This window comes from Sphingomonas endophytica (assembly GCF_001476895.1).
GTDB classification, from domain to species: Bacteria; Pseudomonadota; Alphaproteobacteria; order Sphingomonadales; family Sphingomonadaceae; genus Sphingomonas; species Sphingomonas endophytica_A.
Genome location: NZ_LDTB01000033.1, coordinates 12,403 through 35,970, shown reverse-complemented (window position 1 = coordinate 35,970; position 23,568 = coordinate 12,403). Strand labels below are relative to the sequence as shown.

The following is a 23,568-nucleotide window of genomic DNA, read 5'->3' as shown; positions in this document are numbered from 1 at the left end:
GACGGTAACGAACGCTCAGCATCAAGAGTCGGACCAAGTTCGACGCCAACCTGCTCCCGAGCAAGGTGGCGCCTCCGGTAACGGAGGGATGTGGCCGGACCGGCAACCAACGGGATCCCTCGCCACATCGTCGTTCCCGTCGCCTGATGCCGGACCAGAGACAGGGATCAGCACGTGACGGGCCAAGCACAACAATTCGCCAGCGACAATTACGCGGGGGCGTGCCCGGAGGCGGTGGAGGCGATGCTGGCCGCCAATGGCGGATCGGCGGTCGCATATGGCGACGACGACTGGACCCAGCGCGCCTCCGACTGTTTCCGCACCTTGTTCGCGACGGATGCGGAGGTGTTCTTCGTCTTCAACGGCACCGCCGCCAATTCGCTGGCGCTCGCGTCGCTCTGCCAGTCCTATCACAGCGTGATCTGTTCGTCGGCCGCGCATGTCGAGACGGACGAATGTGGCGCGCCGGAATTCTTCTCGAACGGCTCGAAGCTGCTGCTGGCCCCGTCGGCGGATGGGAAACTGACGCCGGACGCGATCCGTGCGCTGGCGACCAGCCGGTCGGACATCCATTTTCCCAAGCCGCGCGTGGTGACGATCACCCAGCCGACCGAAACGGGGCAGGTCTATTCGATCGCCGAGGTAAAGGCGATCTCGGCGGTATGCCGCGAACTCGGGCTGAAGCTGCACATGGATGGCGCGCGCTTCGCTCACGCCTGCGCGGCGCTGGACTGCACGCCCGCGGCGATCACGTGGGAGGCGGGCGTCGACGTGCTCTGCTTCGGCGGGACGAAGAACGGGTTGGCGGTCGGCGAGGCGGTGATCTTCTTCGATCCCGCGCTGGCGGAGGATTTCGCCTATCGCTGCAAGCAGGCGGGGCAGCTGGCGTCGAAGATGCGCTTCCTGTCCGCGCCGTGGATCGGGCTTCTGGAAAGCGGCGCGTGGCTGCGCAATGCCGAGCATGGCAACGCCTGCGCGGCGCGGCTGGCGGCGCAGGTCGCGGATGTGGCCGCGGTGTCGCTGCTGTTTCCGGTGCAGGCCAATTCGGTCTTCCTGCTCGCGCCCGAACCGGTACTCGACGCGCTGCTGCGGCGCGGCTGGCGTTTCTATACCTTCATCGGTGGCGGCGCGCGATTCATGTTCGCGTGGGATGCGGATCCGGCGCGGATCGACGAACTGGCGGCCGACATTCGCGAAGCGTGCGCCGAGGCTGCGTTGCCGGTCGCCGCTGCGGCTTGACAGGGGCGGATGCGCGTGTGTCGTCCGCTTCGACTGGTGCCGGCGGGGCGGATCGGGCAGGGCGGAGGCATGATCTTCATCAGTCGGTATCGGTAGCCATGATTCTGGCGACGGGCGTCACCTGGGGCATCTGCGCTGCCGCGACCGCGGCGGTGATCGCGCGGCCGTTCCGCTGGCCGGAGGCGATCTGGGCGGTGGCGGGCGCAGCGCTGCTGCTCGTGCTGGGGCTGCTCGCGCCGGCCGACGCACTGATGGCGGTCGCCAAGGGCGCGGATGTCTATCTGTTCCTGATCGGCATGATGCTGCTCAGCGAAACCGCGCGCGAACAGGGACTGTTCGACTGGGTGGCGGCCACGGCGGTGGATCACGCGCGTGGATCACCGCGCCGGTTGTTCCTGCTGGTCTATGCGACCGGAATCGTCATCACGACCTTCCTGTCGAACGACGCCACGGCGGTGGTGCTGACTCCGGCGGTCTATGCCGCCGCGCGCAAGGCGCGGGCGGAGCCGTTGCCGCTGCTGTTCGCCTGCGCGCTGATCGCCAATGCGGCCAGTTTCGTGCTGCCGATCTCCAATCCCGCCAATCTGGTGCTGTACGGGGGGCGCATGCCGCCGCTGGGACAGTGGTTCGCGTCCTTTGCGCTGCCGTCGGTCGTCGCGATCGTCGTGACCTTCCTGGCGCTGCGCCATGTCGAACGCGCGCGGCTGACCGGCACGTGCGAGCGGGAGGTCGAGCGCGCGCCGCTGTCGCCGGCCGGCAAGGCGGCGCTGGCGGGCATCGCGGCGACGGTGGTGGTGTTGCTGGTCGTCTCGGCACTGGATCGGCCGCTCGGATTGCCGACCTGTCTGGCCGGCGTGGCGACAATGCTGCTCGTGGCGGGACTGGTCCGGCGCTCGCCGCTGGCGACGGCGGGCGCGGTGTCGTGGAGCGTGCTCCCGCTGGTCGCCGGGCTGTTCGTGCTGGTCGAGGCGCTGGACCGCACCGGGGTGATCGCCTGGGTGGCCGGGGGGCTGCGGACGCTGGCCGCCGATCCGGTACGCGGCGCGGCCGTGTCGGGAACCGTGCTGGCGTTCGCGTCCAACCTGATGAACAACCTGCCCGCCGGGCTGATCGCCAGCACCGCCGTCGCGCAGGCGCAGCCACCGCGCGTGATCGTCGATGCCCTGCTGATCGGGGTCGACCTGGGGCCGAACCTGTCGATCACCGGCAGTCTGGCGACGATCCTGTGGCTGCAGGCGATCCGTCGCGAGGGCGAGGATGTCGGCTTCTGGGCGTTCCTGAAGGTCGGCGCGGCGACGATGATCCCCGCGCTGGCGGGGGCGCTGGGCACACGGTTGCTGATCGGTTAGTGGCGCGCGGCGCGCAGGCGCGCGACGCCGATACTGTCCATCATCAACTCATATTGTGCGGTCGTGAAGCCGGCGTGCAGGAAACGCGACAGTTCCTCGGTCGGCACGGTATAGCCGTAATGCCAGCCGAGGACCGCGATGCGGCGCAACGCCTCCAGCCGCTCGTCCGCCAGCATCGGATTGTGCGGCGACTTGAAGACGATTCCAAGAGCCTTCGCCATGCGGCCCGGTTGGCGAAGCGAGGACAGCCGGTCGTTGCGTGCCAGCGCGACCACCGACCATTCCAGCGCGCTGAGCTTCGTCGGCAGGTCTTCCGCGACCGGGGCGGGGAGCGGGGCGGTCGTGACGACCGCGCGGTCGTCGTCGAGCATCAGATAGGCCATAAGCGAACTCCCTGCGGACGGGTGCGCGTGACCCTGCTCCGCCGCAGGATCGACGGAGGGGCGCGCATCGATGTGAAACGTGGCGTTGCGGAGCGACCGGTCAGGTCGCGCCGTAAGGATGCGGTGAAGGATAGTTCATGACGGCTCCCGCAGCGCGTGAGAGGCCGTCAAGGCTTCTCATTGCGTACCGTGCGGTATAGAAGGTGGTCCGCGGGTCGTCAACGGCTTTCTGTACCGGACGGTAATTTATTTGAACGTCCGTTGTCGCCTGACGCAAAACCGGGCGCGTCGTCGACGCGCCCGGTGGCGTGGCTATGTGGCCTGCGTGGGCGATCCCGTCGGCGCAGGAGCCGACAGGACCGGTGCCGTCAGGCGATGAACAGGCTGTCGTGATGCGGCACGGCGCCTTCCATCCCCGTGTACCACAGCGCGGGTTCGGCGTGGGCGGCCGGCTGGGTCGAGGCGTCGAAACCGAAGGTCTGCTGCGCCGGTGCGGTCGTGCCGTAGAGGAACTGGCCGTCCTTCTCGCCCAGGAAATAGATCGCGCTGATCTTGCGGTTCTCGAACGTGATCCGGTCGCCGTTCAGGACGTTGTCGAGCCGCAGCAGGCTGGCCACGCCGTATTTTTCGAACACCTGCAGCTCGATCTTGCCGTCGTTGTTCGCATCGGCCAGCTTCGCGTCGAACGACAGGCGGTCCTCGGCGTCGAAATTGTAGATGATGTCGCGCCCGGTGTTTTCGGCCAGGCTGAACAGGAAAGTGTCGGCGCCCCTGCCGCCATCCATCGTGTCGTTGCCCTGACCGCCGCTGATGATGTCGTTGCCGCCCATGCCGTTGATGACGTCGTTACCGCGCATCCCGTACAGCTTGTTGGCGCGCGCGCTGCCCGTCAGACTATCGTTGCCGTCGCCCGACACGACGTTTTCGACCGATCCGTTCATCAGCCGGATCGCGCCGGTATATTGATTCTCGCCCAGATAGATGTCGCCGCCCGACAGGTTCAGATCGACATTGTCGGTCATCGCCGCCATGTCGATCCAGTCCTCCCCGCCATTGGTGTCGAAGATCTGCCGTCGCGCGGACTGGCCGTCGATCGCCGCCATCGTCGCGAATTCCTGCGTGAAATGGTACACGTCGTTGGTCGTCACTTCGCTGCCCGAGAATTCCAGGCGCATGTCCTTGATGACGTTCACGGTGCCCGGGGTCACATCCTCGAACGTGATCGTCCAGTTGCCGCCGGAGGTCTCGCCCCGGAAGCCCGCCAGCCCGATCGCCTCGGTGATGAGCGTGTCGTTCTCGCCATAGGCATAGCCCAGGCCGACCAGCGACGTCTGGTACGTCGTGCCGTCGGGCGACCGGACGGTGATGCGGAACGACGCCGAATAGTCGAAATCATCGAACCCGTTCGGCAGGTTCGTGTACGTGAACTTCAGGTCGAGATGCTCGATATCGACGTTCTTGCCGATGCCGATGTTGAACACCATCGGCGTCGTGGCGACCGAATTGCCGCTGTATCGCGCATCGGGGAGGACGCGGTTGAAGGCACCGCCGCCCGAATAGACCTTTTCGTTGGCCGAGGTCTTGGCCGCGCCGAACAGCGACCACACCTCCGCCATCCGCACCGCGCTGAACGCATCGACCGCGCCATAGCCGTAATCGGTGCTGAAGTGATAACCGCCGCCGTTGATGCGCGACGCGCTGCCGTCACCGGTCAGGTGGAAGCGGTCCTCGTTCAGATAATAGCGGGTGCCCTGGTATTCGACCGCCGTCTCGCCGGTGTCGAAATCGACCGGCATCACCGCCGAGGTGGCCAGGATGTTCTTGACGTCGCGCCAGCCGAGATTGGCGTTCGCGTCCAGCATCAGGCCGACGACCCCGCTCAGGATCGGTGCCGCCGCGGACGTGCCGCCAAAGCTGTCGGTATAGTCCAGCGCGCCGCCGGGATCGTCCTGCGTGTTATAGCCTTCCTTGCCCTTCAGGTCGGCGGTCCAGATGCCGGCACTGCCCAGTTCGGCATAGTCGCTCGACGGGGCACTGATCAGCAGGTGTGCGCCGCGCGTCGAATAGGAAGCGGCGTTGCCGTCGGTCTGACGATAGGCCGCGACAGCGATCGCATGGCGATCGGTGCTGGCGGAATCGAGCGCGCCATCGACCGCGTACAGCAGGTCGGTGTTGTTGCGCACCATGCCGTAATTGCCGGCGGCATTGACGACGACGGTGCCCAGTCCGCCCCGCCCCTCGGCCGCGGCCTTCTGATAGGCCAGGGTCATGCCATAGGCGAACGAGCCCTCGAACAGCCGGTTGTCGTTCGGACCGTGGGACGCTTCACCCGGTCCCCAGCTGTTGTTGACCACGTCGAACGTGCCGAACTGGTTCACCGCCTCGAAGAAGGGGGCGTTATAGTCGGCGTTGACGTAGATGCCCTGCTTGCGACCGCCACCCGAATAGGGGTCGAAGATGTTCACACCGGTGATGCCGGCGTTATAGGAGATGCCGATCGTGTCATCGCCATCGCGGCCGGCGGCGATCAGTCCCGCGACCGACGTGCCGTGCGGCCCGGAGAGCGGCGTATAGTCGCCGTCATACTTCTTGCCGTCGATCACGACTTCCTTGCTGGCGTCGTAGCGATCGCCCCAGGCGTCCAGCCGCTTGTCGATCCCGGAATCATACACGCCGAAGCTGACGCCGGTGCCGTCGAAATCCTGCCAGACCTTCGCCAGGTCGCCCAGATAGCCCAGGTGCCATTGCTTGGCGGCGATCGGATCCTCCACGGTCGCGGCGATCTTGCGGTTGTTGGCGGCGGCGCGCAGCAACAGCGGGCTGAGGCCCGGGTTCAGGCTGGCGGCCGATGCGGCGCCGCCGGCGAGCGACACCGCCATGTCGCTGGTGGCGAAGCTCGCTTCGGTCTGGTCGGGGAACGCGCGCAACGCCTCGGTGAAGCCGACCGAGACATCATGCGCCTTGCCGAAGCGCGTCTGGAACGGGGAGTCGCCGCCGGTACGCAGCGAGGAAAGCAGACCATCGGTCAGCGCGGTGGCTGAGCGCGGGGTGGAGGTCATGATGACGTGTCCTTTCCTGATAGGCCGGCACGCACCGGCATCCTCCCGCGCGGGCAACCGCCCACGCGACGGATAGTCCCGTCGTGTCGATGTCGTGATGATGGTGCGTCGCGTGCGACCATCGGCTGGCGGCGATGATGATGTAAGAGGCGTTAACTTGGCAACCGTTGCCGTGGTCTAACCGAATTATACCAAGGTATAATGATCAGCGTGCCGGGATCACCACCCGGAAGGTGGTGCCCGCGGGGGCCGGCGGATCGACCGTGATCGTCCCGCCCATCGATCGCGCCAGCGCGTGCGAGATCGCCAGTCCGAGGCCCGATCCGCGCCGGCCGTTGAGCGGACGCGAAACCGTGGAGAAGCGGCGGAAGAGTTGCGCGCGCACCTCGGCGGGCAGTCCGACTCCGGTGTCGGCGACCGTCACCTGATAAGCGCCATCGGCGCGCGACAGCGCGACGTCGATCCGCCCGCCGCGCGGCGTGAAGCGCAGCGCGTTGTTGACCAGATTCAACAGGATACGCTGGAACGCGGCGGCGTCGACCGATCCGTTGAGCGCGACGGTATGCGCCTTCAGCGTCACGCCATACTCCTCCGCCTCGGCGCCCAGCATCGCCACCACCTCGCGCACCAGCATCGCGATATCGTGGCGGGCGAGCGTGGCGGGGGTCAGGCCCGCCTCCAGCCGTTCGAGCGCCAGCACGTCGTCGAGCAGGCGGGAGATCGTCATGCACCCGCTCTCGATCGCGACCGCCGCGCGCTCCGCACCCGGCACACCTTCTCCGGCGCGGCGCAGGATCGAGGCATTGAGCGCGATCGCGCCGAGCGGGGAGCGCAGTTCGTGCATCAGATCGGTCAGCCCGGCGGCGCGCGCCTGTTCGCGCACGAACGCGGCCTGTCGGCGCTGATGATGCAACGCCTCGGTCAGCGCGGTGCGCGCGGCATAGGCGATCAGGATCGCCAGCGCGACGATGCCGGCGATCAGCGCCGCGTCACGCATCGTATAGGCGACGATGAAGGCGAGCGCGACGATCAGGATCGTCAACACCAGCGGCACCAGACGCGCCAGCAGGAGCAGCCGGTGTCCCGGCTCCGCCACGTCCTCCGGCCCGTCCCCGGGCGGTGGACGACCGATCAGATAGAGGTAGGCCAGGAACGGCAGGTCGCCATAAGCGAACACCGGGGCGTCCATGCCCAGCAACCCATGCTCGATCAGTTCACGCGACGAAATGCCTACCAGCGCATAGGTCGCCAGCGTCACGAACAGCGCCCATGACATGCGCCGCAACGGGCGGGCGGGCTGGCCCAGCACGCTCAATCCCGCGAACACCGCCATCGCGACATAGCCGAGATAGAGGAAGGTCTTGTCGGGACCGTGTGGCTCGGTATCGAACAGGTCGGGCCATGAGAGCAGCGTCATCAGCAAGGCGAAGGCAAGCGCGAACAGCGCATCGAGCCACCGTAGCCGCCGATCGTCGCCCTTGGCCGCCAGCGGAACCAGCGCGATGACGAGCACCGCCAGCCGCGCCTCCGACAAAGCCTTGGCCAGCAACTGATTGCCGGCGAACAGCGAGTCCTGCGCGGCATTGGCGAGCCACTGCGCCGCCCACAGGCTCCATGCGACACCCCCTGCCTGCCAGCGCCAGCGATCCGGCACGCCGACGGGCGGGGTCAGCCGGATCGTTCGCGCCGCGCAGAGGATGGCCAGCGCCGCCATCCCGGCGGAGATCGTATCGACGAAGCGTTCCGCCGACGCCGGCGCCAGCAACTGCGCCGCGACCACGCCGCATCCCGTCAGCAGCCAGCGATCCCGCATCGGGGCGTCCATCCGCGTCAGGTCAGGCCGTGGCGTTCGGCGAGCCGGGTGAGGTGCGGCAGGGATGAGGCGTTCATCTTGCGCATGATCCCGGCGCGGATCACCTTCACCATCGCCTCGCTCAGGTCGAGCCGTGCGGCGATCACCTTGTTGGGTTCGCCATGCGTCATATCGGTCATGATCTGCCGCTCGCGCGGGGTCAGCGCCGCGAAGGCGGCCCGGGCGGCGGCGGCCTCGACACGGTGTCCCCGCGTTTCGCGTTCGCTGCGCAGCGCGTCGCTGACCGCATCCAGCAGATCCTGGTCGCGGAACGGCTTGGTCAGAAACATGAACGCGCCCTGCCGCATCGCGGTGACGCTCAGCGCGACATCGGCATAGCCGGAGATGAAGATGATCGGCAACGCGATCCCGGCCTCCGCCATGTGGCGCTGAAAGGCGAGCCCGTCGATCTCCGGCATCCGCACGTCCATGACGATGCAGCCGGTCTGCGCCTCGCCGATCGCCGCCATGAACGCCGCGCCGTTGACATAGCTGCGCACGTCATGCCCGCACATCCGCAGCAGCGCCTCGATCGCGTCGCGCATCGCATCGTCGTCCTCGACCACGAACACGGGCGACGGGCCGTTCGGCTCCGCGGTCATCTTTATCCTTCATCCTCTTGCCAGCCGGTGCCGTCCGACCGTTGTAAGGACCGGAGCCGCATCGTCAAAGCCTTGCCGGGCCGTGACTGTGCCGTCGCGAGAATGCGGGCAAGGCGAGGGGGGCAGCGTCGATCGGCGGTTCCTCCCGCGGCCGCGATCAGATCATCCCGGCCCGCATCTGCTTGACGGCATGATCGGCGGCGCGCGCGGTCAGCGCCATGAAGGTCAGCGACGGGTTCACACACGATACCGATGCCATCTGCGCGCCATCGGTGACGAACAGATTGGGTGCGTCATGCGCCTGGTTCCAGCCGTTGAGCACCGAGCTGCCCGGATCGCGTCCCATGCGCGCGCCGCCCATTTCGTGGATCGCCTCGCCGGGCACGTGCTTGCCCCGGCCGCCGGTCACATTGGTCAGCCCGGCGCGTTGCAGCATCAGCTTCCCCTGTTCCAGCGCATCGTCCATCATCCGGATCTCATTGTCGCGGAACGTCACGTCGAAGCGCAGCAACGGGGTTCCGAAACGATCGGTCTTGTCGAAGTTCAGCATGACGCGATTGTCGTCATAGGGCAGGCATTCCCCGAACGCGCCCATCGAGAAGCGCCACGGCCCGTATTCACGCATCCCGTGCTTCATCGCCGCGCCGAAGCCCTCGACCATCGCAGGCTGACGGCTGGCGCCGCCCTGATAGCCATAGCCGCGCCTGAACGGCAGATCCTCGCTGACGAGGTTGCGGAAGCGCGGGACATAGACGCCGCCGGGACGCCGCCCATATTCGACGAGATCCGTCATGCCGGGGATGTCACCGGAGACGCCGACGCGGAAGATATGGTCCATCACCGCGCTGCCCAGCGCACCGTTGGAGTGGAACCAGCTCCGCTGGCTGCCGGCGGGGCGCGAATTGAGCAGGATGTGCATCGAACTCATCGCCGAAGCGCACAGGAACACCATGCGCGCCTCCACCACCTCGGCGCGGCCGGTATTGGCGTCGACCATCCGCACCCCGGTCACGCGCTTCTTCGCGGGGTCGTATTCGAGGTTCGTCACCCAGGTGTCGGAGCGCAGCGTCAGTCGGCCCGTCGCGCGCGCGGCCGGCAGCGTCACCGCCTGCGTGGAGAAATACGCGCCGAAGCTGCATCCGCGATGGCATTGCGCGCGCTTCTGGCAGCGCGTGCGATTCTGCTCGGGCTTGTCCTCGGTGATATTGCTGAGCCGTGCGTTGATGAGCTTGCGGCCGGGAAACTCGCTTTCCAGCCGTCCCTTCAGCCACGTTTCCGCGACGTTCATCGGAAAGGGTGGCATGAACTCGCTGTCGGGCAGATAGTCAAGGTTCTCCCGCCCGCCCGACACGCCGATATACTTCTCGACATAGCTGTACCAGGGCGCGACGTCCTCGTAGCGGATCGGCCAGTCCACCCCGATGCCCTCGCGCTTGTTCGCCTCGAAGTCGGTCGGTGCCCAGCGGAAGCTCCACCGCCCCCAGGTCAGCGACTTGCCGCCCACCACCGATGGGCGCACCCAGTTGAACTTGTTGGGCGCGTCGTAATCATACGGGTTGAGCCGGTCGTTGATGAAGAACGGCTGCGTCGAGGGCGACACCCAGCCGTTGAGCGCGAAATAATCGCTCTTGGCCAGCGCGGCCGGCATCTTGTCGCGCGCGGGGATCTCATAGGCGGGTTTGCCGTCGAACGGATAATCCTCGCCATGTTCGACCATCCGGCCGCGATCGACCATCAGGACGCGCAGCCCCTTTTCGGTCAGTTCCTTGGCGGCCCAGCCGCCGCTGACGCCGGAGCCGATGACGATGGCGTCGAAACGATCTGTTGCTGCCATGATATGAATGCCCGCCGGAAAGAGGTTCGGGGAGGAAGAAGGATGGGATCGGCGCGACCGGTCAGGACGAGAAGATCCGCTTGACCTTCGCGTAAGGGTAGGCGCCGTCGTAATCGCCGGGGACCGGCAGGTAGTGCCGTTCCTGCGTGATGCCGACCTCCGACGTGTAATAGCCGGTCAGAACCAGTTGCTTGAAGGCCGGGAAGAAGGATGCGGCACCGGGCAGCGCGTCGTTCATCGCCAGCGTCAGCAACGCGTCCTGTTGCGCCGGCGTCGCCTTGGCCGCCGGGGTGCGGTATTGCGCGATGCTGCGCGCGTCGATCGCGGCGAGGCCGCCCAGGATCGTGGCGCGTTCGTCGTCGATCGCCCAGTCGCCCAACATATGCTCGATATAGTCGGGGACGCCCGCAGCGATGGCACCGGGCGTGTCCGTCGTGGGGATCACACGCTCGCTGAGTGCGGCGACCAGCGCGCGTTGCGCGGCGGTGAAGACCGGGGCGGGTGCGCCGGTGTTGATGACCGGGTTTGGCCGATAGGCGGCGGCGCGCGCCAATGGGGCAAACACGCTCGCCCCGAAGGCCGCGACCATCCCGGCCAGCGCATCGCGGCGATCGATCACCACGATGCTCCGCACGCGCGGCGCTGATGAGCCTTGCCCATATCCCCTCCCAACCCGTTGTGATCCTGTCCTTGTGTATCGACGTCGCGGCGATGCCGTCAATGCGGTCGAGGTCGTAGAAACGGCGCGGGCGCGGAGGGGAAGAAGCGCTCAGGCGCGTCGCGCGATCGCCAGTCGCGGGGGGTGCGCGCGGTTTCTCGCCGCGTCCGTCGCCAGCGTGAAGCGACCAGCCTCCGCCGACATGCGGTCGGTCTGCTCGGTCAGGCTGGCGGTCGCCGCCATCGTCTGTTCCACCATCGCGGCATTCTGTTGCGTGACGCCGTCCATCTCGGCCACCGCCAGATTGACCTGCTGAAGCCCGGTCGCCTGTTGATCGGCGGCCGACGCGATGTCGGAGACCAGCACGCTGATCTTCGCGATCCGACCGGAAATGCGTTGCAGCGACGTTCCGGCCTCCGCGACCAGCTTCACGCCCGCCTCGACCTGTTGACTGGATCCGGTGATCTTGACCTTCACGTCCTTGGCCGCCTCGGCGGAGCGCTGTGCCAGCGCCCGTACCTCCGACGCCACGACCGCGAATCCCTTGCCCGCGTCACCCGCGCGCGCCGCCTCGACACCGGCGTTCAGTGCCAGCAGATTGGTCTGGAAGGCGATGCCGTCGATCACCGCGATGATCTCGCTGATCTCACTCGACGAACGCTCGATCCCGTTCATCGCGTCGACGGCGCGCATCACCACGTCGCCGGACTGGTCGGCATCGTGGCGCGCCTCGGTAACGGCATCGTTGGCGCGGGTCGCATGCGTTGCGGTCTGCTGTACCGTGGTGGTGATCTGCTGCATGGCGGCGGCGGCCTGTTCCAGCGACGCGGCCTGTTGTTCCGTTCGGCGCGACAGATCGTCGGCGGCGCGGTGGATGTCGTGCGCGCCGTCCGCGATGCCCGACGCGCTGGCGTTCACCACCGACATCGCCGCCGACAGGGCGGCCGCCGCGCTGTTGAAGTCGCTCTTCAACTGCGCGAACGGGCCTTGCAGGTCGGCCGTGATGCGGTGCGCGAGGTTGCCCTTGGCCAGTTCGTTCAGCCCCGACCCCATCGCCAGCGCCATCGCGCGCTGCGTGTGGCATTCGGCCGCCGCCAGCGAGCTTTCGCGGAAGCTTTCCATCGCGGTGGTCATCCGGCCGACGCAATCGCGATGCTGCGTATAGGCGACCGGGCTGTCCAGATCGCCGGCCGCCAGCGCCTCCATCCGCAGCACGGTGTTGACATAAGGCGTGCAGATCAGGTGCGAGGCGACGAGGGTCACGACCAGCACGGCCACGAACAGGGCCGCCGCCGCCGCCTTCAGGGGCATGGCGCCCGGTCCCGCGGCAACACAGACGAGCGCGGCGAGCGTACCCGCCAGGCTGCCATAGATGCCCAGAAGCACCTTGAACTTGAGGCGGATCGGGGCTGTTTCCTTGAACCACGTCAGCATGGATCGGTTGGCCTTCGGCATGATGAGTTGCCAAGTGGCTGACATTCGCTGGTAAAGGGTCGCTTAAGCGTGTCGCCGACGGCGCGGCGCTTCGACCAAAGTCTTATGGATGGCGCGCGATCACAGGGGGCGACCGGTCCGTTCGCGTGCGGGATTGCCGGCGACCGTGGCACCCGCCCCGACGTCGCGCGTCACCACGCTGCCCGCCCCGACGATCGCATCGTCGCCGATCGTCACGCCGGGCAGGATAAGCGCGCCGCCGCCGATCCAGACGTTGCGTCCGATCGTGATCGGGCGACCCCATTCGGCGCCCTTTGCCCGTTCGGCCGGATCGCGCGGATGATCGGCGGTCAGAATCTGCACCGCCGGTCCGATCTGCGTACCGTCGCCGATCGACACCGACACCACATCGAGGATGATGCAGCCGTAATTGAGGAAGACGCCATCGCCGATGCGGATGTTGTCGCCGTAGTCGCAGTGGAACGGTGGCCGGATCACCGCCCCGGCGCCGACATGCCCCAGCCGCTCGACCAGTATCGCGCGACGCTCCGCCGCCCCCAGCGTCGACGCCGCGTTGTAGCGCGCCATCCACGCCAGCGCGGCCTGATGATCGGCGATCAGTTCCGGGTCGCCGGCGTGATAGGGTTCGCCGGCCAGCATCTTCTGCTTTTCGGTGCGCTGCGCCATGGAAGTGGTGTCAGTCGCGCGCGGTGAGCGGGACGGACGCTCGCGCCGGGCGGGGCGCGCCGCTGCCGGCGGCGGGCACCGTATGCCGGGTCGCGTGCAGATGGCGAAGGATCAGCGCGAGATCCTGTTCGGTCAGGCCCGAGGCCGGGTCGATCACGATCCCGGCCGGCAGGGGCTCGACCCATGCGGCGAGGCGATTGCATGCGGCACCCAGCAGCGGGTCGTCGGAATCATCAAAGGCAGCCATGCATCTGCTTATGCCGGGTTCGGTGTGATCGACCAAGTGCCGGACGATCACGCGGGCGCGAAAACGCCGCGCGGATGACGCCTGCCACCCGCGCGACGTGCCGGCGGCTTAGAAGCGGAAGCGGACGCCCGCCGACAGCAGGCTCGCCTCCCAGCGGACGTCGCGCGGATAGCGCGGGTCCTTGACGTAGCTGTGATACGGCGTGCGCAGCAGGTTGGTGGCGTCGACGGTCAGCGTGATGTTGCTGTTGAGGTTGTAGCTGGCCGAGAGGTCGAGCCGCCCGACCGCGTCCGAATAGACGGTCGTGAATACCCCCGGCGCGCCGAAGCCGTCGAGATTCGCGCTGCGGTAGTTATACGCGAGGCGGACGCTCGCCGGTCCCAGTTCGTACAGGCCGATCACGTTGAAGCTGTATTTGGACACGCCCGGCAGCGTCTGCCTGCCGCCCGCGAAATTGGCGGCGGCGGGAACGACCTGTTCCCCATCGATATAGGTGAAGTTGGCCTGCGCGCCGAGCCCGCGCAGCGCGCCGGGCAGGAAGTCGAAGAAGGTCGTCGCCGCCGCCTCGATCCCCTTGATCGTGCCGGTGCTGGAGTTGGACGGGCGATAGACCAGGATGTCGCCGAACGGCTGGACGTTCACCACCTGCGGCAGCGAATTGATGAAGCCGGTGATCTCGCGATAGAAGCCCGCGACCGACACCGAGCCGGTCTTCGAGAAATAATATTCCAGCGAGGCGTCGTAATTGTTCGAGCGGATCGGTTGCAGGTCCGGATTGCCGCCGTTGCCGGTGTAGGAGATGTTGCCGCCGATCGTCCCCTGCGAGATGGTCAGCGTCGGGTTGATCTGGTTGAAGCCGGGCCGCGTCAGCGCTTCGGTCCGCGACAGGCGCAGCTTCAGCCGGTCGGTGAAGTGCAATTGCGCGCTGATGTTCGGCAGGATGTCGACATATTGCGTCGACGAGGCGATCGGCACGAATTGCGTCTGGTTGGTGCCGGGGATCGGCAGCGAATTGGTGCCGTCCAGCTTGTTGCGCGTGATGACCACGCGCGTGCCGATGACGCCATCGATCGGGAATCCGACGTCGAAGGCGTAATTGACCTGCGCATAGCCGGAGAACACCTGCTCGCGCGCCTTGAAGGCGTTGAGCGGGTTGAGCGCGGGCTGTTCGGGGGCCCAGGCCGCCTGCGTCGCGGCATCCGCCCCGGAGCGCGCCAAGGCGTCGCGGATATAGCCGCGCACGTCGTTCAGCCGGTCGTTCAGCAGGAAGGCGTTGGGCGCGAACCACGAGCGGAATTGCTGCACGTCGTCGCCGTGGAAGCCCGCCTCGATGATCCCGCCCTGCGAGACGGTCGGCACCTTCGAGATCGGGTCCTTCAGGCTGGCAAGCGCGGCATAGCGGTCACCGAACACCGAGCTGGCGTCGCGATCGCCGTAGCGCAGCCCGAAGTAGAATTTCGGGAACAGCGACGATCCGGTGTCGAGCGCGAGATTGCCCTGCCACTGCCACTGGCTGCCCGCGCCGCGCCCGCGATTCTCGATCAGCCCGCGCATGTAGAAGCTGTCGGGATTGTTGAAGTCGACACCGCTGGGCGTGAAGTTCACGCTGCGCTGGTCGTTGAGCTTCACCGACAGCGACAGCGGGGTGGCCACCTGCGTCTGGAACTGCCCCCAATTGTTGTTCACGGTCGAGCGGGTATAGGCGAGGTCGGTGGTGAAGACCGCATTGCCGGTTTCCCAGCGCGCGCCCAACGCGCCCTGATAGGTGTCGGTGCGGCTGGTGCCGAACTCCTTGCTGGGGCCGTTGACCAGCCCCAGGTCAATATCGAACGATTGCAGCGTCGTGCCGTCCGGCGTGAGCACCGCGTTGCGGATCGTCGGCGGGTTGCCGCCGTTGGGGTTCGACTGGATCGGGATGCCGAAGAAGTCGTTGGCGTTGCGGTTGCGATAGCCCTGGTACAGGCCGTCGGCATAAATCATCAGATTGTCGGTCGGCTGCCATTGCAGCGAGGCGTTGACCGACGGCCGCTGACGCGTGCCGCGCCCGTAGAACAGGCCGATATCCTGCGGGAAGGTGAAGTTACGCCCGACCGATGCGGGCAGGATCGTCTGCGCGGCGGGGACATTGTCCTGGAAGCCCTGGTAGCGGACCGAGTTCAGGTAACGCGTCTGCGTGAAGGACACGTTGACCAGCGCGCCGATCTCGCCGATCCCGGTCTGCCAGCGGTCGGTGATGAGCAGGCTGCCGATCGGGTCGAGCTTGCGCGATTCGGTGTTGTAGACACCGCGCGCCGCGCCTGCGAGCTGGAAGCCCTTGAAATCGAACGGGCGGCGCAGGCCGACGTCGATCAGGCCGGCGATGCCGCCCTCCAGATTGTTCGCGGTGGTCGCCTTATAGACCTCGACCTTCGACAGCGCCTGGGCGGGGAAGTCGGCGATCGACACCGACCGGCCGTCGGCGGTGAAGATCTCGCGGCCCTGTACCGTGGTCTGGACGTTGGGCAGGCCGCGGATCAGCACGCCGCCCGCTTCGTCGGCGTAGCGGGTGACTTGCACGCCGGTGACGCGCGCGATCGCCTCGGCGGCGTTGTTGTCGGGGAACTTGCCGATGTCCTCGGCGACCAGCGCGTCGACGATCGCGTCGGAATTGGCCTTGATGTTCTGCGCGCTGCTCAGGCTCTGGCGGATGCCGGTGACGACGATGTCGTCGGTGGCGGCCACATCGCCGGAGGGCGGGGTGTTGGCGGGTTCGGCGGCGGTCGTATCGACCTGGGGCGCGGCGGTCTGCGCCAGCGCGGGGGATGCCGCCAGCGCGATCGCCAAAGCGGCGCTGGAGGCGAGCAGGTGCGCAGTCGTCATCATGGTCATGAAAGGGTCCCTTCTCCTAGGTCGTGTTTTTTTTGTTTTTGTTCTGTTTTGGTTGGGTTGGTGATGGTCAGGGCATCGGCGTCACCGCGATGCGATCGATGTTGGGGGCGAAGCGCGAGCGCAGCAGCACGTCGGGCCAGACGTGCGACGCATAGGTCCGGCCGTCCCAGTTCGGCTGTTCCTCGCCGGCGATGCGGATCGTGTTGGTGCCGGCGCGCAGCGTGACGGGCACGGTCATCTCCCACCAGTTGTTGCGGTGGAAGCTGTTGGGGAAGGTCGCCAGCACCGGGGTCGCGCCGTTCACCGCGATGCGCGCGATGCGGGCGAGCGGATCGGGGTTGTAGTGCGTCGCCTTCGACTGTTCGTCGTTCGAGAAGCGGACCGTCAGCGCATAGCTCCCCGCGCGCGGCACGCGCACGTCGGTGAAGGTCAGCGTGTTGCCGTTGCCGGGCGCGCCGCCGATGTCGAACACCGCCTTGCCGCCGCTAGCCAGCGACATGTCGGCGACGCGCGCGGACCCTGCGACCTGCGCCGCCTCCGCCTCGTAGATGCGCGTGTCGGCCTTGCCCGTATCGGTGACGCGCAGGCCGCGCAGGCGTGCGCCCGCGCCGGTGACGACCACCTTGTTGATGCCGCCCAGCAGAAAGGCGGTGTCGCCCGCCACCGGGCGTCCGTTGACGCTGAGCGTCGGGCGCGCGCCATCGGCCAATACGGTCAGGCGCGCGGGCGCATCCTTCGACGCATAGACCCAGAAGGTCGCGGCCCCGTCCTTCATCACCGCGTCGCGCACGTCATAGCTGCGCGGCCTGCCCGCCGGGGTCGCCTCGGTCAGCGTGATGCGGTCGACCAGCCCGTTGCCCTGCGTCTTCCCACGCCCGTCGCGGCTGCGCGTCGCCAGCGTGATGACGTGGCGGCCTTTCGTCAGCGTGACCGGCGTGTCGACATGGTCGAGCACCGCGGGCTTGTAGCCGAGCGGCAGGTACAACTCGCCCGCGTCCGTGCCGTCGATGCGCAGGAAGACGTTGGTCGGCCCCTGCGCCTCGGCCAGCGGGTCCTTGTTGAAGGTGCTGGCCAGCACGCGCAGGTCGTAGGTCGCAGTGCGCGGCACCTCGACCGTGAAGTCGAGCGCGGCGTCGTTGGCGGTCGCGAACCCCTCGACCGAATAGCCGCCCGAGGTGTGGAAACGCGAGACGTCCTTGGGCGAACCCTCGGGCCCGCGGACCTTCAGCCCGCTGCCGCGCCGCGTCGCCGCCTCCGCCTCGTAGTCCTGCCGCCACGGTGCGGTGGGGGCGGGCAAAGCGATCGTGCCGGGGGTGACGACCAGTTCATAGGCCGATTCCTCCCGCAGCGCCGGCAGGCCGTCGCGGCCGAAGGTCAGCGTGATCGCGCCGTCGCGGATCGGGACCAGCCGGTCTGCGGCCACGATCGGCGGCGTCGCGTCGCCCAATTGCCCGGTCCACGCGATCTCGCGCACGCGCACCTGTGCGGCGGGGCCGAAGAAGGCAGGCAGCTTCGTCATCGCCACCGTCGCCGCGCCGCTCTTCCCGCCCAGCAGCACGCGGGCCTGCCGCCGCGCCGGGTCGAGCGTCGCCACGCCCTGTAACGTATAGCTCTGGTCGCGGTGCGGCGGGGTCACGTCCAGCGTGTGCCCGCTCATCGCCGCATAGGCGTTCAGCAGCCACCATTGCCCGTTGCCGCGGTTCGCCTGCACCGCGCTGTCGCTCAGATTGCCGTCGATGTTCCAGTACGCGATGTCGGCATCGACCTTCGCATCCTCGATCGCGGCCACCCATTGCACCATCTGGCCGGGGACCGAGGTGTGGTAGTTATAGGCATATTCGTTGATGTTGATCGGCAGGTGGCGGCCCTGCCACTTCGTGCCGGCGAACAGCCTGTCCTCCCACGCGCGATATTTGCGCACGCTGGTGCGGACGGTCGCGGGATCGCTGAGTTCGTGCCACGTCACGACGTCGGGCATCGTGTCCTGAGCGATCGCGTGGCGCAGGAAACCCTCGACCTGATCGAACAGGATGCTGGTGTTCGGCCCCGCGATCCGCGTGCCCGGTGCCGTCTGGCGCAAGGCGCGCACCGCGCGGTCCCAGGCGTCGAGGAACACCGCCGGTTCCTTCAGCCAACTGACCCCGTTGCAGCTCTTGGCATCGGCGCTGAACATGTTGCCGTCGGGCTCGTTGAACGGCACGAACACGATGCGTTTGCGATAGCGTTCGGGTAGGGCGCGGACCTGTTCGGCCTGCCGCTTCAGCACCTCGATATAATTGGTGACGGACTGCGCGCAGTCGCCGCTCTTCCACTTGTAGGGAAACTCCCGGAAGACATCGGTCATGTAGATATAGGTGTCGCCGCCCGACGCATCGGTCAGCAGCGTCGACACCTCCAGCGCGTCGGCGCCCGGATGCTGCGGCCCGTCCTGCGCCTTGGTCGAGACGGTGCGGAGGTCGATCCCCTCGACCAGATTGGGGTGCGGCAGCCGCGCGTCGTACAGGCCGTACAGCGTTCCCGAGGCGCCGCCGTGGAACGCGCCGGTGTCGCTGCTCATGTCGACGGTCAGCCGTTCCGGCGTGTCCTGCGCCGCCAGCGGCGTGGCGGTGGTGGCGAGCAGGGCGGCAAGGAAGGCAGCACGCATCGGACGGGGCTCCGGGAGGAAGGGGACAGGGTTCATGCGGCACGCTCCGCATTCATGCGCGCGATCGTGGCGCGGTTCAGGATCAGGCGGCTGATCGTCAGCGCCAGCAGCAGGTGCATCAGCCCCGGCACGATCGTCGACAGCGCACGGATGCCGGTCAGCGACAGCGCGGTCTGGTTCCCCGCGCCCGCCTTGTAGGAGACGAGGACGAGCACGCCGCTGATCAGCGCGCCCGCGACCGCCCAGGCCAATTTGACGAAGAACTGGTTGAACGCGAAGCTCATGCCGGAGGAGCGCATCCCCAGCTTCCACTCGCCATATTGGTCGGCGAGCTGGATCAGCGTGAAGTGCAGCGGCAGGGTGCAGCCCAGCACGATGCAGCAGAGGCCAACCAGCCCCAGCCACACAGTTGGATAGTCGCCGGGCACGAAGAAGGCGGCGAAATGTCCCGCGACCAGGATCAGGTTCACCCAGATATAGATCGTCCGCACGTCGTAACGGCGCGTAAAGGCGGTGACGACGATCGAGCCGATGAATCCGCCGATCGTCGCGATCCCGAAGAAGAACGCCTGATAGGTGGTGCCGCCCTTCAGGACATAGGTGATGAAGTAGAGCGCCGCGCCGCCCTTCGTATTGAAGATCGCGATCAGGAGCAGCGTCATCGCGAAGGTGATCCGCAACTGGTCGTTCTTCAGCGTGTTGGCGATCGCGGTGCGCAGCGGCGGTTGCTCGGCGCCGGCGAAGGCGACGCGTTCCCGCACGAACAGGAAGCAGATCAGGAACATCGCGACCGCCGCGAGCGCAAGGATCGCCACCCCGTCGCGATAGCCGCGCGCGACGTCGCCGCCGCCCAGTCCGCGGACCATGATCGGCAGGCCGACCGAGACGGTGAACGAGGCGATGGCCACCATCGCGAAGCGCACCGACTGGCACGCGACGCCTTCCTCCGCGCTGTCGGTCATCCGCGTCACCAGCGCGCAATAGGGCACGTTGTTGAGCGAATAGGACAGAGCGAGCAGGAAGTAGGTGATCGCGGCATAGGCGACCTTGCCGTCCGCGCCCAGATCGGGCGACTGGAAGGTCAGGAAGCAGCTGAGCCCGACCGGGATCGCCGTCCACAACAGATAGGGCCGGAACTGCCCCCAGCGCGTCTTCGTGCGATCGGCCATGATCCCGATCAACGGGTCGGACACCGCATCGAAGATGCGCAGCGACAGGAACAGGATGCCGACCACGCCGGGCGCGATCCCGAAGACGTCGGTGTAGTAGAAGGTCAGGAAATTGGCGATCAGCCCGGTGATGATCGTGCCCCCGGCATCGCCGAAGCCATAGGCGACCTTTTCCCTGAACGGCACGCGGCCGACCGGCGCCGCGCCGGTGACGATCGGCGCGGCATCGTCCTGTTGCGCGATCGTCGTCATGCGTCCGGCTCCGCGAAGGCGGCGGCGACCGACGCACCGGCCCGGACGAAGACGGGTATCCGGTCGATCGGAGTATCGCATCGGATTGTGCGGCCGCCGCTGATCGCGCTGCCGGCCCAGGCATCGACCCATGTCCCGGTCGGCAACCATATATCGCGTGCCGCCACATCCGCCGCGACGATCGGCGCGACCAGCAGGTCGGGGCCGAACATATATTGATCGTCGACCTCCCAGCTTCGCGGCTGTTCGGGGAAGTCGTAGAACATCGGGCGCATCAACGGATCGCCCGCCTCGTGCGCGGCGCGCATCAGCCCCGCGACATAGGGGCGCAACCGCTCGCGCAAGGCAGCGAAGCGGCGAAGGATCGTGAACACGTCCTCGCCGAAGCTCCAGAGTTCGTTGCCCGCCCCCGTGTCGCATTGCGCGACGCCGTCGCGGAACGGCTCGGCGGGTGGGGTGATCGGGTCGCGGTGGCCGTGCATCCGCAGAACGGGCGTGAACACCGCCCATTGGAACCATCGGATCACCAGTTCGTGGAACGCCGGATCCTCGACATCACCCCCGTGGAAGCCGCCGATATCGGTCGTCCACCACGGGATGCCGGCCATCGCCATGTTCAACCCGGCGCTCAACTGGTTGCGCATGGCGGTGAACGAGCTGTGGATGTCGCCCGACCAGACGAGCGCGCCATAGCGCTGGCTGCCCGCCCACGCGCAACGGACAAGGCTGACGATCTCCGTCTCGCCCTCGGCGCTCAGCCCGTCGTGCAGCGCCTGCGCATAGTGGAGCGGATAGGCGTTGCCGACCGCCAGCACCTGACCGGCGTGATAGCGGTAATTGTCGAAATCATAGGCGCCATATTCCGGCTCCGCCTCGTCCAGCCAGAACAACCGCACCCCCTGATCGCGGTAGTTGCGCTTCAGGGTCTGCCACAGAAAGTCGCGCGCGCCCGGATGCGTCACGTCGATGAAGCGCGTGTTGCCCAGAAATTCCTGCTGCACGTCGACGCCGCGGTTCGCGCGGACCAGATAGCCTTTCTCGGCAAGCGCGGGGTAATTCTCCGAACGAGGATCGACGGTCGGCCACACCGACACCAGCAATTCGGTGCCCATCGCCTGCAACTCGGCGCACATCGCGGCGGGATCGGGCCATTCGCGCGGGTCGAACCGCCAGTCGCCCTGCACCGGCCAGTGGAAGAAGTCGGCGACGATCACCGAAAGCGGAATGCCGCGATCGCGATAGGCGCGCGCCACCGACAGCAGTTCATCCTGCGTCCGATATCGCAGCTTGCTTTGCCAGAGGCCCAGCGCGAAGTCCGGCATCATCGGCGCGGTGCCGGTGACGCGGGCATAGTTGCGAAGGATCGCCGCCGGTGTCGCTCCGGCGGTGATCCAGTAATCGATCTCGTGCGCGGCGTGCGAGGTCCAGACGGTGCCGTTGGCCGCGAAGCACGCCTCTCCGATCGCGGGGCTGTTCCAAAGAAAGCCATAGCCGTGGTTCGACACGACGAACGGCACGCTCGCCTGCGAGTTGCGCTGCGCCAGTTCGAGGATGCAGCCGGCGAGGTCGAGGTTCGGCTGCTGGTACTGGCCCATGCCGTACAGCCGTTCGGCGTGTTTCGCCTCGAACCGCACCGTGATCCGCGCCGCACCGCCGGGTAGCGGCTTGAACTCGCGTCCGGACAATCCCAGCGCGCTGATCGTATCGACCGTCTCGCTGCCGACCGTCCAGAACTTCGTCACCGTGTCGCGCTGCCGCCATTTCTCCTCAAGGAGGATGCGGCCATCGCCGTCGAGAAAGCGGACGCGCCCCTGAAGGTCGATCTCGCCGGTGATCCGGCCATTGGTGATCCGGGCAACCGGGCCGTCGCGCGTCACTACCGCGTCGGTGGCGGGGAGATCGATGAGCGCGCCGGTCGCGTCGGCACGGGGTGCGTAGGTGGAGGCGCGGAGCCGCAAGCCATCGGGGCCATGCGCCTCGATCCGTACCCAGTCGCCATCATAGCGCCAGGTGATCGTGCGCGCTTCCAGTGTCAGCGTGTCCACGCTTCACCAACCTCCCCAAACGCCCGGTGAGCCCGGGACCGTAAACGTTTCCGGATGTGTGCGGTCAGCATGGGTCGCTGTCAACCCCCTTGCGCCGCCGCCATGCGAACGCGATCACACCGCCATGGATATCCGGACCCTAGCCGGGCGCCTCGGCTTGTCGATCGGCACCGTGTCGCGCGCGTTGAACGATCGAAAGGACGTCAGCCCCGCGACCCGCCAGCGCGTCCTGGAGGCGGCGGCGCAGTTCGGCTATATCGCCAATCAGTTCGGTCGCTCGCTGCGTATCGGACGGACGGGGACGATCGGCTTCATGCTGACGCTGGAGCATGACAGCGCGCTGCACGGCGATCCGTTCTTCATGGCGCTGCTGGAAGGGGTCCAGGCGGGGTTGTTCGCGCACGGACTGGACCTGGTGATCCTGCTGGCGCGCAAGGGCGAGGACGGCGACACCTTCCTGCGGCGGCATATCGCGCGCGGCACCGTCGATGGCTGGCTGCTGTCCGGGACGCAGCATGAGGATGCGCGAATCGCATTGCTGATCGAGCGGGACATCCCGTTCGTCGCACTCGGCCGCACCGCTTCCGCGACTGACTATGCGTGGATCGATCTCGATTTCGAGGGGGTCGTGGCGCGTGCGCTGGCGCTGTTGCTGGCGGACGGTCATCGGCGCATCGGGTTGATCGCGCCCCCGGTGACGATCAACAACAGCCATGTCGTGGTGGCGGAATATCGCGCCGCGCTGGTCAGCGCCGGATTGCCGATCGACGAGGCGCTGATCCATCACGGCGATTCCGACGAGCAGGATGGTGAACTCGCGACCCGCGCGCTGATGGCGTTGATCCCGCCGCCCACCGCGCTGCTGCTGATGGGCGAGACCGCGCCGGTCGGCGCCTATCGCGCGCTGCGCGGTCTGGGATGCGAACCGGGGCGCGACATCGCGGTGATCGGGCTGCGCGACAATCCGACCTGCCGGGCACTTTCCCCCGACCTGACCTGTTTCACGCTGGATCTCAACGCGCTCGGGCTGGCGCTGGCGGAGGAACTGGTCGCGATCCTCGCCGACCGCGACAGCGGCACGCGCGCGCCGCTGCAACGGCGCTGGCCGATGGAACTACGGCTGCGTGACAGCCATCGCGCTGCACGACTGGAGGGGGATCGAGCGGGCCGACTGTAAGCTCGACGAAGACGCTCTCCCGATATGATATCTTGTATCCGTTGACGATTTTCGGCAAACCAGCGCATG

16 protein-coding genes and 1 riboswitch are annotated in these 23,568 nt (G+C 67.2%); of the genes, 4 read left to right on the top strand and 12 right to left on the bottom strand.

The window, feature by feature from the left end:
• Positions 1-13: 13 nt before the first annotated feature.
• A riboswitch (SAM-I-IV-variant riboswitch) is annotated at positions 14-120 on the top strand.
• Positions 121-174: 54 nt separating this feature from the next.
• Both NS334_RS09740 and NS334_RS09735 read left to right on the top strand, forming a co-directional pair.
• Complete coding sequence (locus NS334_RS09740; protein WP_058755780.1) at positions 175-1,239, top strand: threonine aldolase family protein; 1,065 nt, start codon at positions 175-177, stop codon at positions 1,237-1,239.
• A 98-nt stretch (positions 1,240-1,337) separates the two neighbouring features.
• Positions 1,338-2,588, top strand: coding sequence for an arsenic transporter (locus NS334_RS09735; protein ID WP_058755779.1), 1,251 nt, complete (start codon positions 1,338-1,340; stop codon positions 2,586-2,588).
• Here NS334_RS09735 and NS334_RS09730 read toward each other — a convergent pair.
• From NS334_RS09730 to NS334_RS09695, 8 genes are all read right to left on the bottom strand, one after another.
• On the bottom strand, positions 2,585-2,971 hold the full coding sequence (locus tag NS334_RS09730) for a hypothetical protein (protein ID WP_058755778.1): 387 nt from the start codon (positions 2,969-2,971) through the stop codon (positions 2,585-2,587). The two genes, NS334_RS09735 and NS334_RS09730, sit on opposite strands and share 4 nt — an antisense overlap.
• A 368-nt stretch (positions 2,972-3,339) precedes the next feature.
• On the bottom strand, positions 3,340-6,030 hold the full coding sequence (locus NS334_RS18630; protein ID WP_058755777.1) for a S8 family serine peptidase: 2,691 nt from the start codon (positions 6,028-6,030) through the stop codon (positions 3,340-3,342).
• Between the two features lie 205 nt (positions 6,031-6,235).
• Positions 6,236-7,843, bottom strand: coding sequence for a sensor histidine kinase (locus tag NS334_RS09720; RefSeq protein ID WP_058755776.1), 1,608 nt, complete (start codon positions 7,841-7,843; stop codon positions 6,236-6,238).
• Between the two features lie 17 nt (positions 7,844-7,860).
• Entirely contained in the window at positions 7,861-8,484 is a 624-nt protein-coding gene (locus NS334_RS09715) for a response regulator transcription factor (RefSeq protein WP_058755775.1), read from the bottom strand.
• Between the two features lie 157 nt (positions 8,485-8,641).
• A complete protein-coding gene (locus NS334_RS09710; RefSeq protein WP_058755774.1) occupies positions 8,642-10,318 on the bottom strand; it encodes a GMC oxidoreductase in 1,677 nt (558 codons plus the stop codon).
• A 61-nt stretch (positions 10,319-10,379) separates the two neighbouring features.
• Positions 10,380-10,952, bottom strand: coding sequence for a gluconate 2-dehydrogenase subunit 3 family protein (locus tag NS334_RS09705; protein ID WP_342585540.1), 573 nt, complete (start codon positions 10,950-10,952; stop codon positions 10,380-10,382).
• 135 nt (positions 10,953-11,087) lie between these two features.
• Positions 11,088-12,410 carry a methyl-accepting chemotaxis protein gene (locus tag NS334_RS09700; RefSeq protein WP_083500384.1) on the bottom strand — a complete coding sequence of 441 codons (1,323 nt, stop codon included), beginning with the start codon at positions 12,408-12,410 and terminating at the stop codon, positions 11,088-11,090.
• A gap of 120 nt (positions 12,411-12,530) precedes the next feature.
• The gene (locus NS334_RS09695; protein WP_058755772.1) at positions 12,531-13,097 is read right to left on the bottom strand and encodes a sugar O-acetyltransferase; all 567 of its coding nucleotides are present in this window, start codon (positions 13,095-13,097) and stop codon (positions 12,531-12,533) included.
• 100 nt (positions 13,098-13,197) lie between these two features.
• Between NS334_RS09695 and NS334_RS18205 the strand changes: the two genes are divergently transcribed.
• A complete protein-coding gene (locus tag NS334_RS18205) occupies positions 13,198-13,422 on the top strand; it encodes a hypothetical protein (protein WP_153002680.1) in 225 nt (74 codons plus the stop codon).
• A gap of 30 nt (positions 13,423-13,452) precedes the next feature.
• Here the strand turns inward: NS334_RS18205 and NS334_RS09685 are convergent, their stop codons facing one another.
• The 4 genes from NS334_RS09685 to NS334_RS09670 form a co-directional block, all read right to left on the bottom strand.
• Complete coding sequence (locus NS334_RS09685; RefSeq protein ID WP_083500382.1) at positions 13,453-16,212, bottom strand: TonB-dependent receptor; 2,760 nt, start codon at positions 16,210-16,212, stop codon at positions 13,453-13,455.
• Positions 16,213-16,279: 67 nt separating this feature from the next.
• Positions 16,280-18,856: a cellulosome protein gene (locus NS334_RS09680; RefSeq protein ID WP_153002679.1), complete on the bottom strand. Its 2,577-nt coding sequence runs from the start codon at positions 18,854-18,856 to the stop codon at positions 16,280-16,282.
• 32 nt (positions 18,857-18,888) lie between these two features.
• Entirely contained in the window at positions 18,889-20,277 is a 1,389-nt protein-coding gene (locus tag NS334_RS09675) for an MFS transporter (RefSeq protein ID WP_058755768.1), read from the bottom strand.
• Positions 20,274-22,322: a glycoside hydrolase family 31 protein gene (locus NS334_RS09670; protein WP_058755767.1), complete on the bottom strand. Its 2,049-nt coding sequence runs from the start codon at positions 22,320-22,322 to the stop codon at positions 20,274-20,276. The genes NS334_RS09675 and NS334_RS09670 overlap by 4 nt, the downstream gene beginning before the upstream one ends.
• Positions 22,323-22,446: 124 nt before the next feature.
• On the opposite strand from NS334_RS09670, the gene NS334_RS09665 reads away from it, so the two are divergent.
• Positions 22,447-23,499: a substrate-binding domain-containing protein gene (locus tag NS334_RS09665; RefSeq protein WP_058755766.1), complete on the top strand. Its 1,053-nt coding sequence runs from the start codon at positions 22,447-22,449 to the stop codon at positions 23,497-23,499.
• Positions 23,500-23,568 lie beyond the last annotated feature (69 nt).

What these genes read in the sequence shown, in the direction of transcription:
- NS334_RS09735 (WP_058755779.1), top strand. Translation starts at nt 1,338, where the DNA reads ATGATTCTGGCGACGGGCGTCACCTGGGGCATCTGCGCTGCCGCGACC.
- NS334_RS09730 (WP_058755778.1), bottom strand. Translation starts at nt 2,971, where the DNA reads ATGGCCTATCTGATGCTCGACGACGACCGCGCGGTCGTCACGACCGCC.
- NS334_RS18630 (WP_058755777.1), bottom strand. Translation starts at nt 6,030, where the DNA reads ATGACCTCCACCCCGCGCTCAGCCACCGCGCTGACCGATGGTCTGCTT.
- NS334_RS09720 (WP_058755776.1), bottom strand. Translation starts at nt 7,843, where the DNA reads ATGCGGGATCGCTGGCTGCTGACGGGATGCGGCGTGGTCGCGGCGCAG.
- NS334_RS09715 (WP_058755775.1), bottom strand. Translation starts at nt 8,484, where the DNA reads ATGACCGCGGAGCCGAACGGCCCGTCGCCCGTGTTCGTGGTCGAGGAC.
- NS334_RS09710 (WP_058755774.1), bottom strand. Translation starts at nt 10,318, where the DNA reads ATGGCAGCAACAGATCGTTTCGACGCCATCGTCATCGGCTCCGGCGTC.
- NS334_RS09700 (WP_083500384.1), bottom strand. Translation starts at nt 12,410, where the DNA reads ATGCTGACGTGGTTCAAGGAAACAGCCCCGATCCGCCTCAAGTTCAAG.
- NS334_RS09695 (WP_058755772.1), bottom strand. Translation starts at nt 13,097, where the DNA reads ATGGCGCAGCGCACCGAAAAGCAGAAGATGCTGGCCGGCGAACCCTAT.
- NS334_RS18205 (WP_153002680.1), top strand. Translation starts at nt 13,198, where the DNA reads ATGGCGAAGGATCAGCGCGAGATCCTGTTCGGTCAGGCCCGAGGCCGG.
- NS334_RS09685 (WP_083500382.1), bottom strand. Translation starts at nt 16,212, where the DNA reads ATGACCATGATGACGACTGCGCACCTGCTCGCCTCCAGCGCCGCTTTG.
- NS334_RS09680 (WP_153002679.1), bottom strand. Translation starts at nt 18,856, where the DNA reads ATGCGTGCTGCCTTCCTTGCCGCCCTGCTCGCCACCACCGCCACGCCG.
- NS334_RS09675 (WP_058755768.1), bottom strand. Translation starts at nt 20,277, where the DNA reads ATGACGACGATCGCGCAACAGGACGATGCCGCGCCGATCGTCACCGGC.
- NS334_RS09665 (WP_058755766.1), top strand. Translation starts at nt 22,447, where the DNA reads ATGGATATCCGGACCCTAGCCGGGCGCCTCGGCTTGTCGATCGGCACC.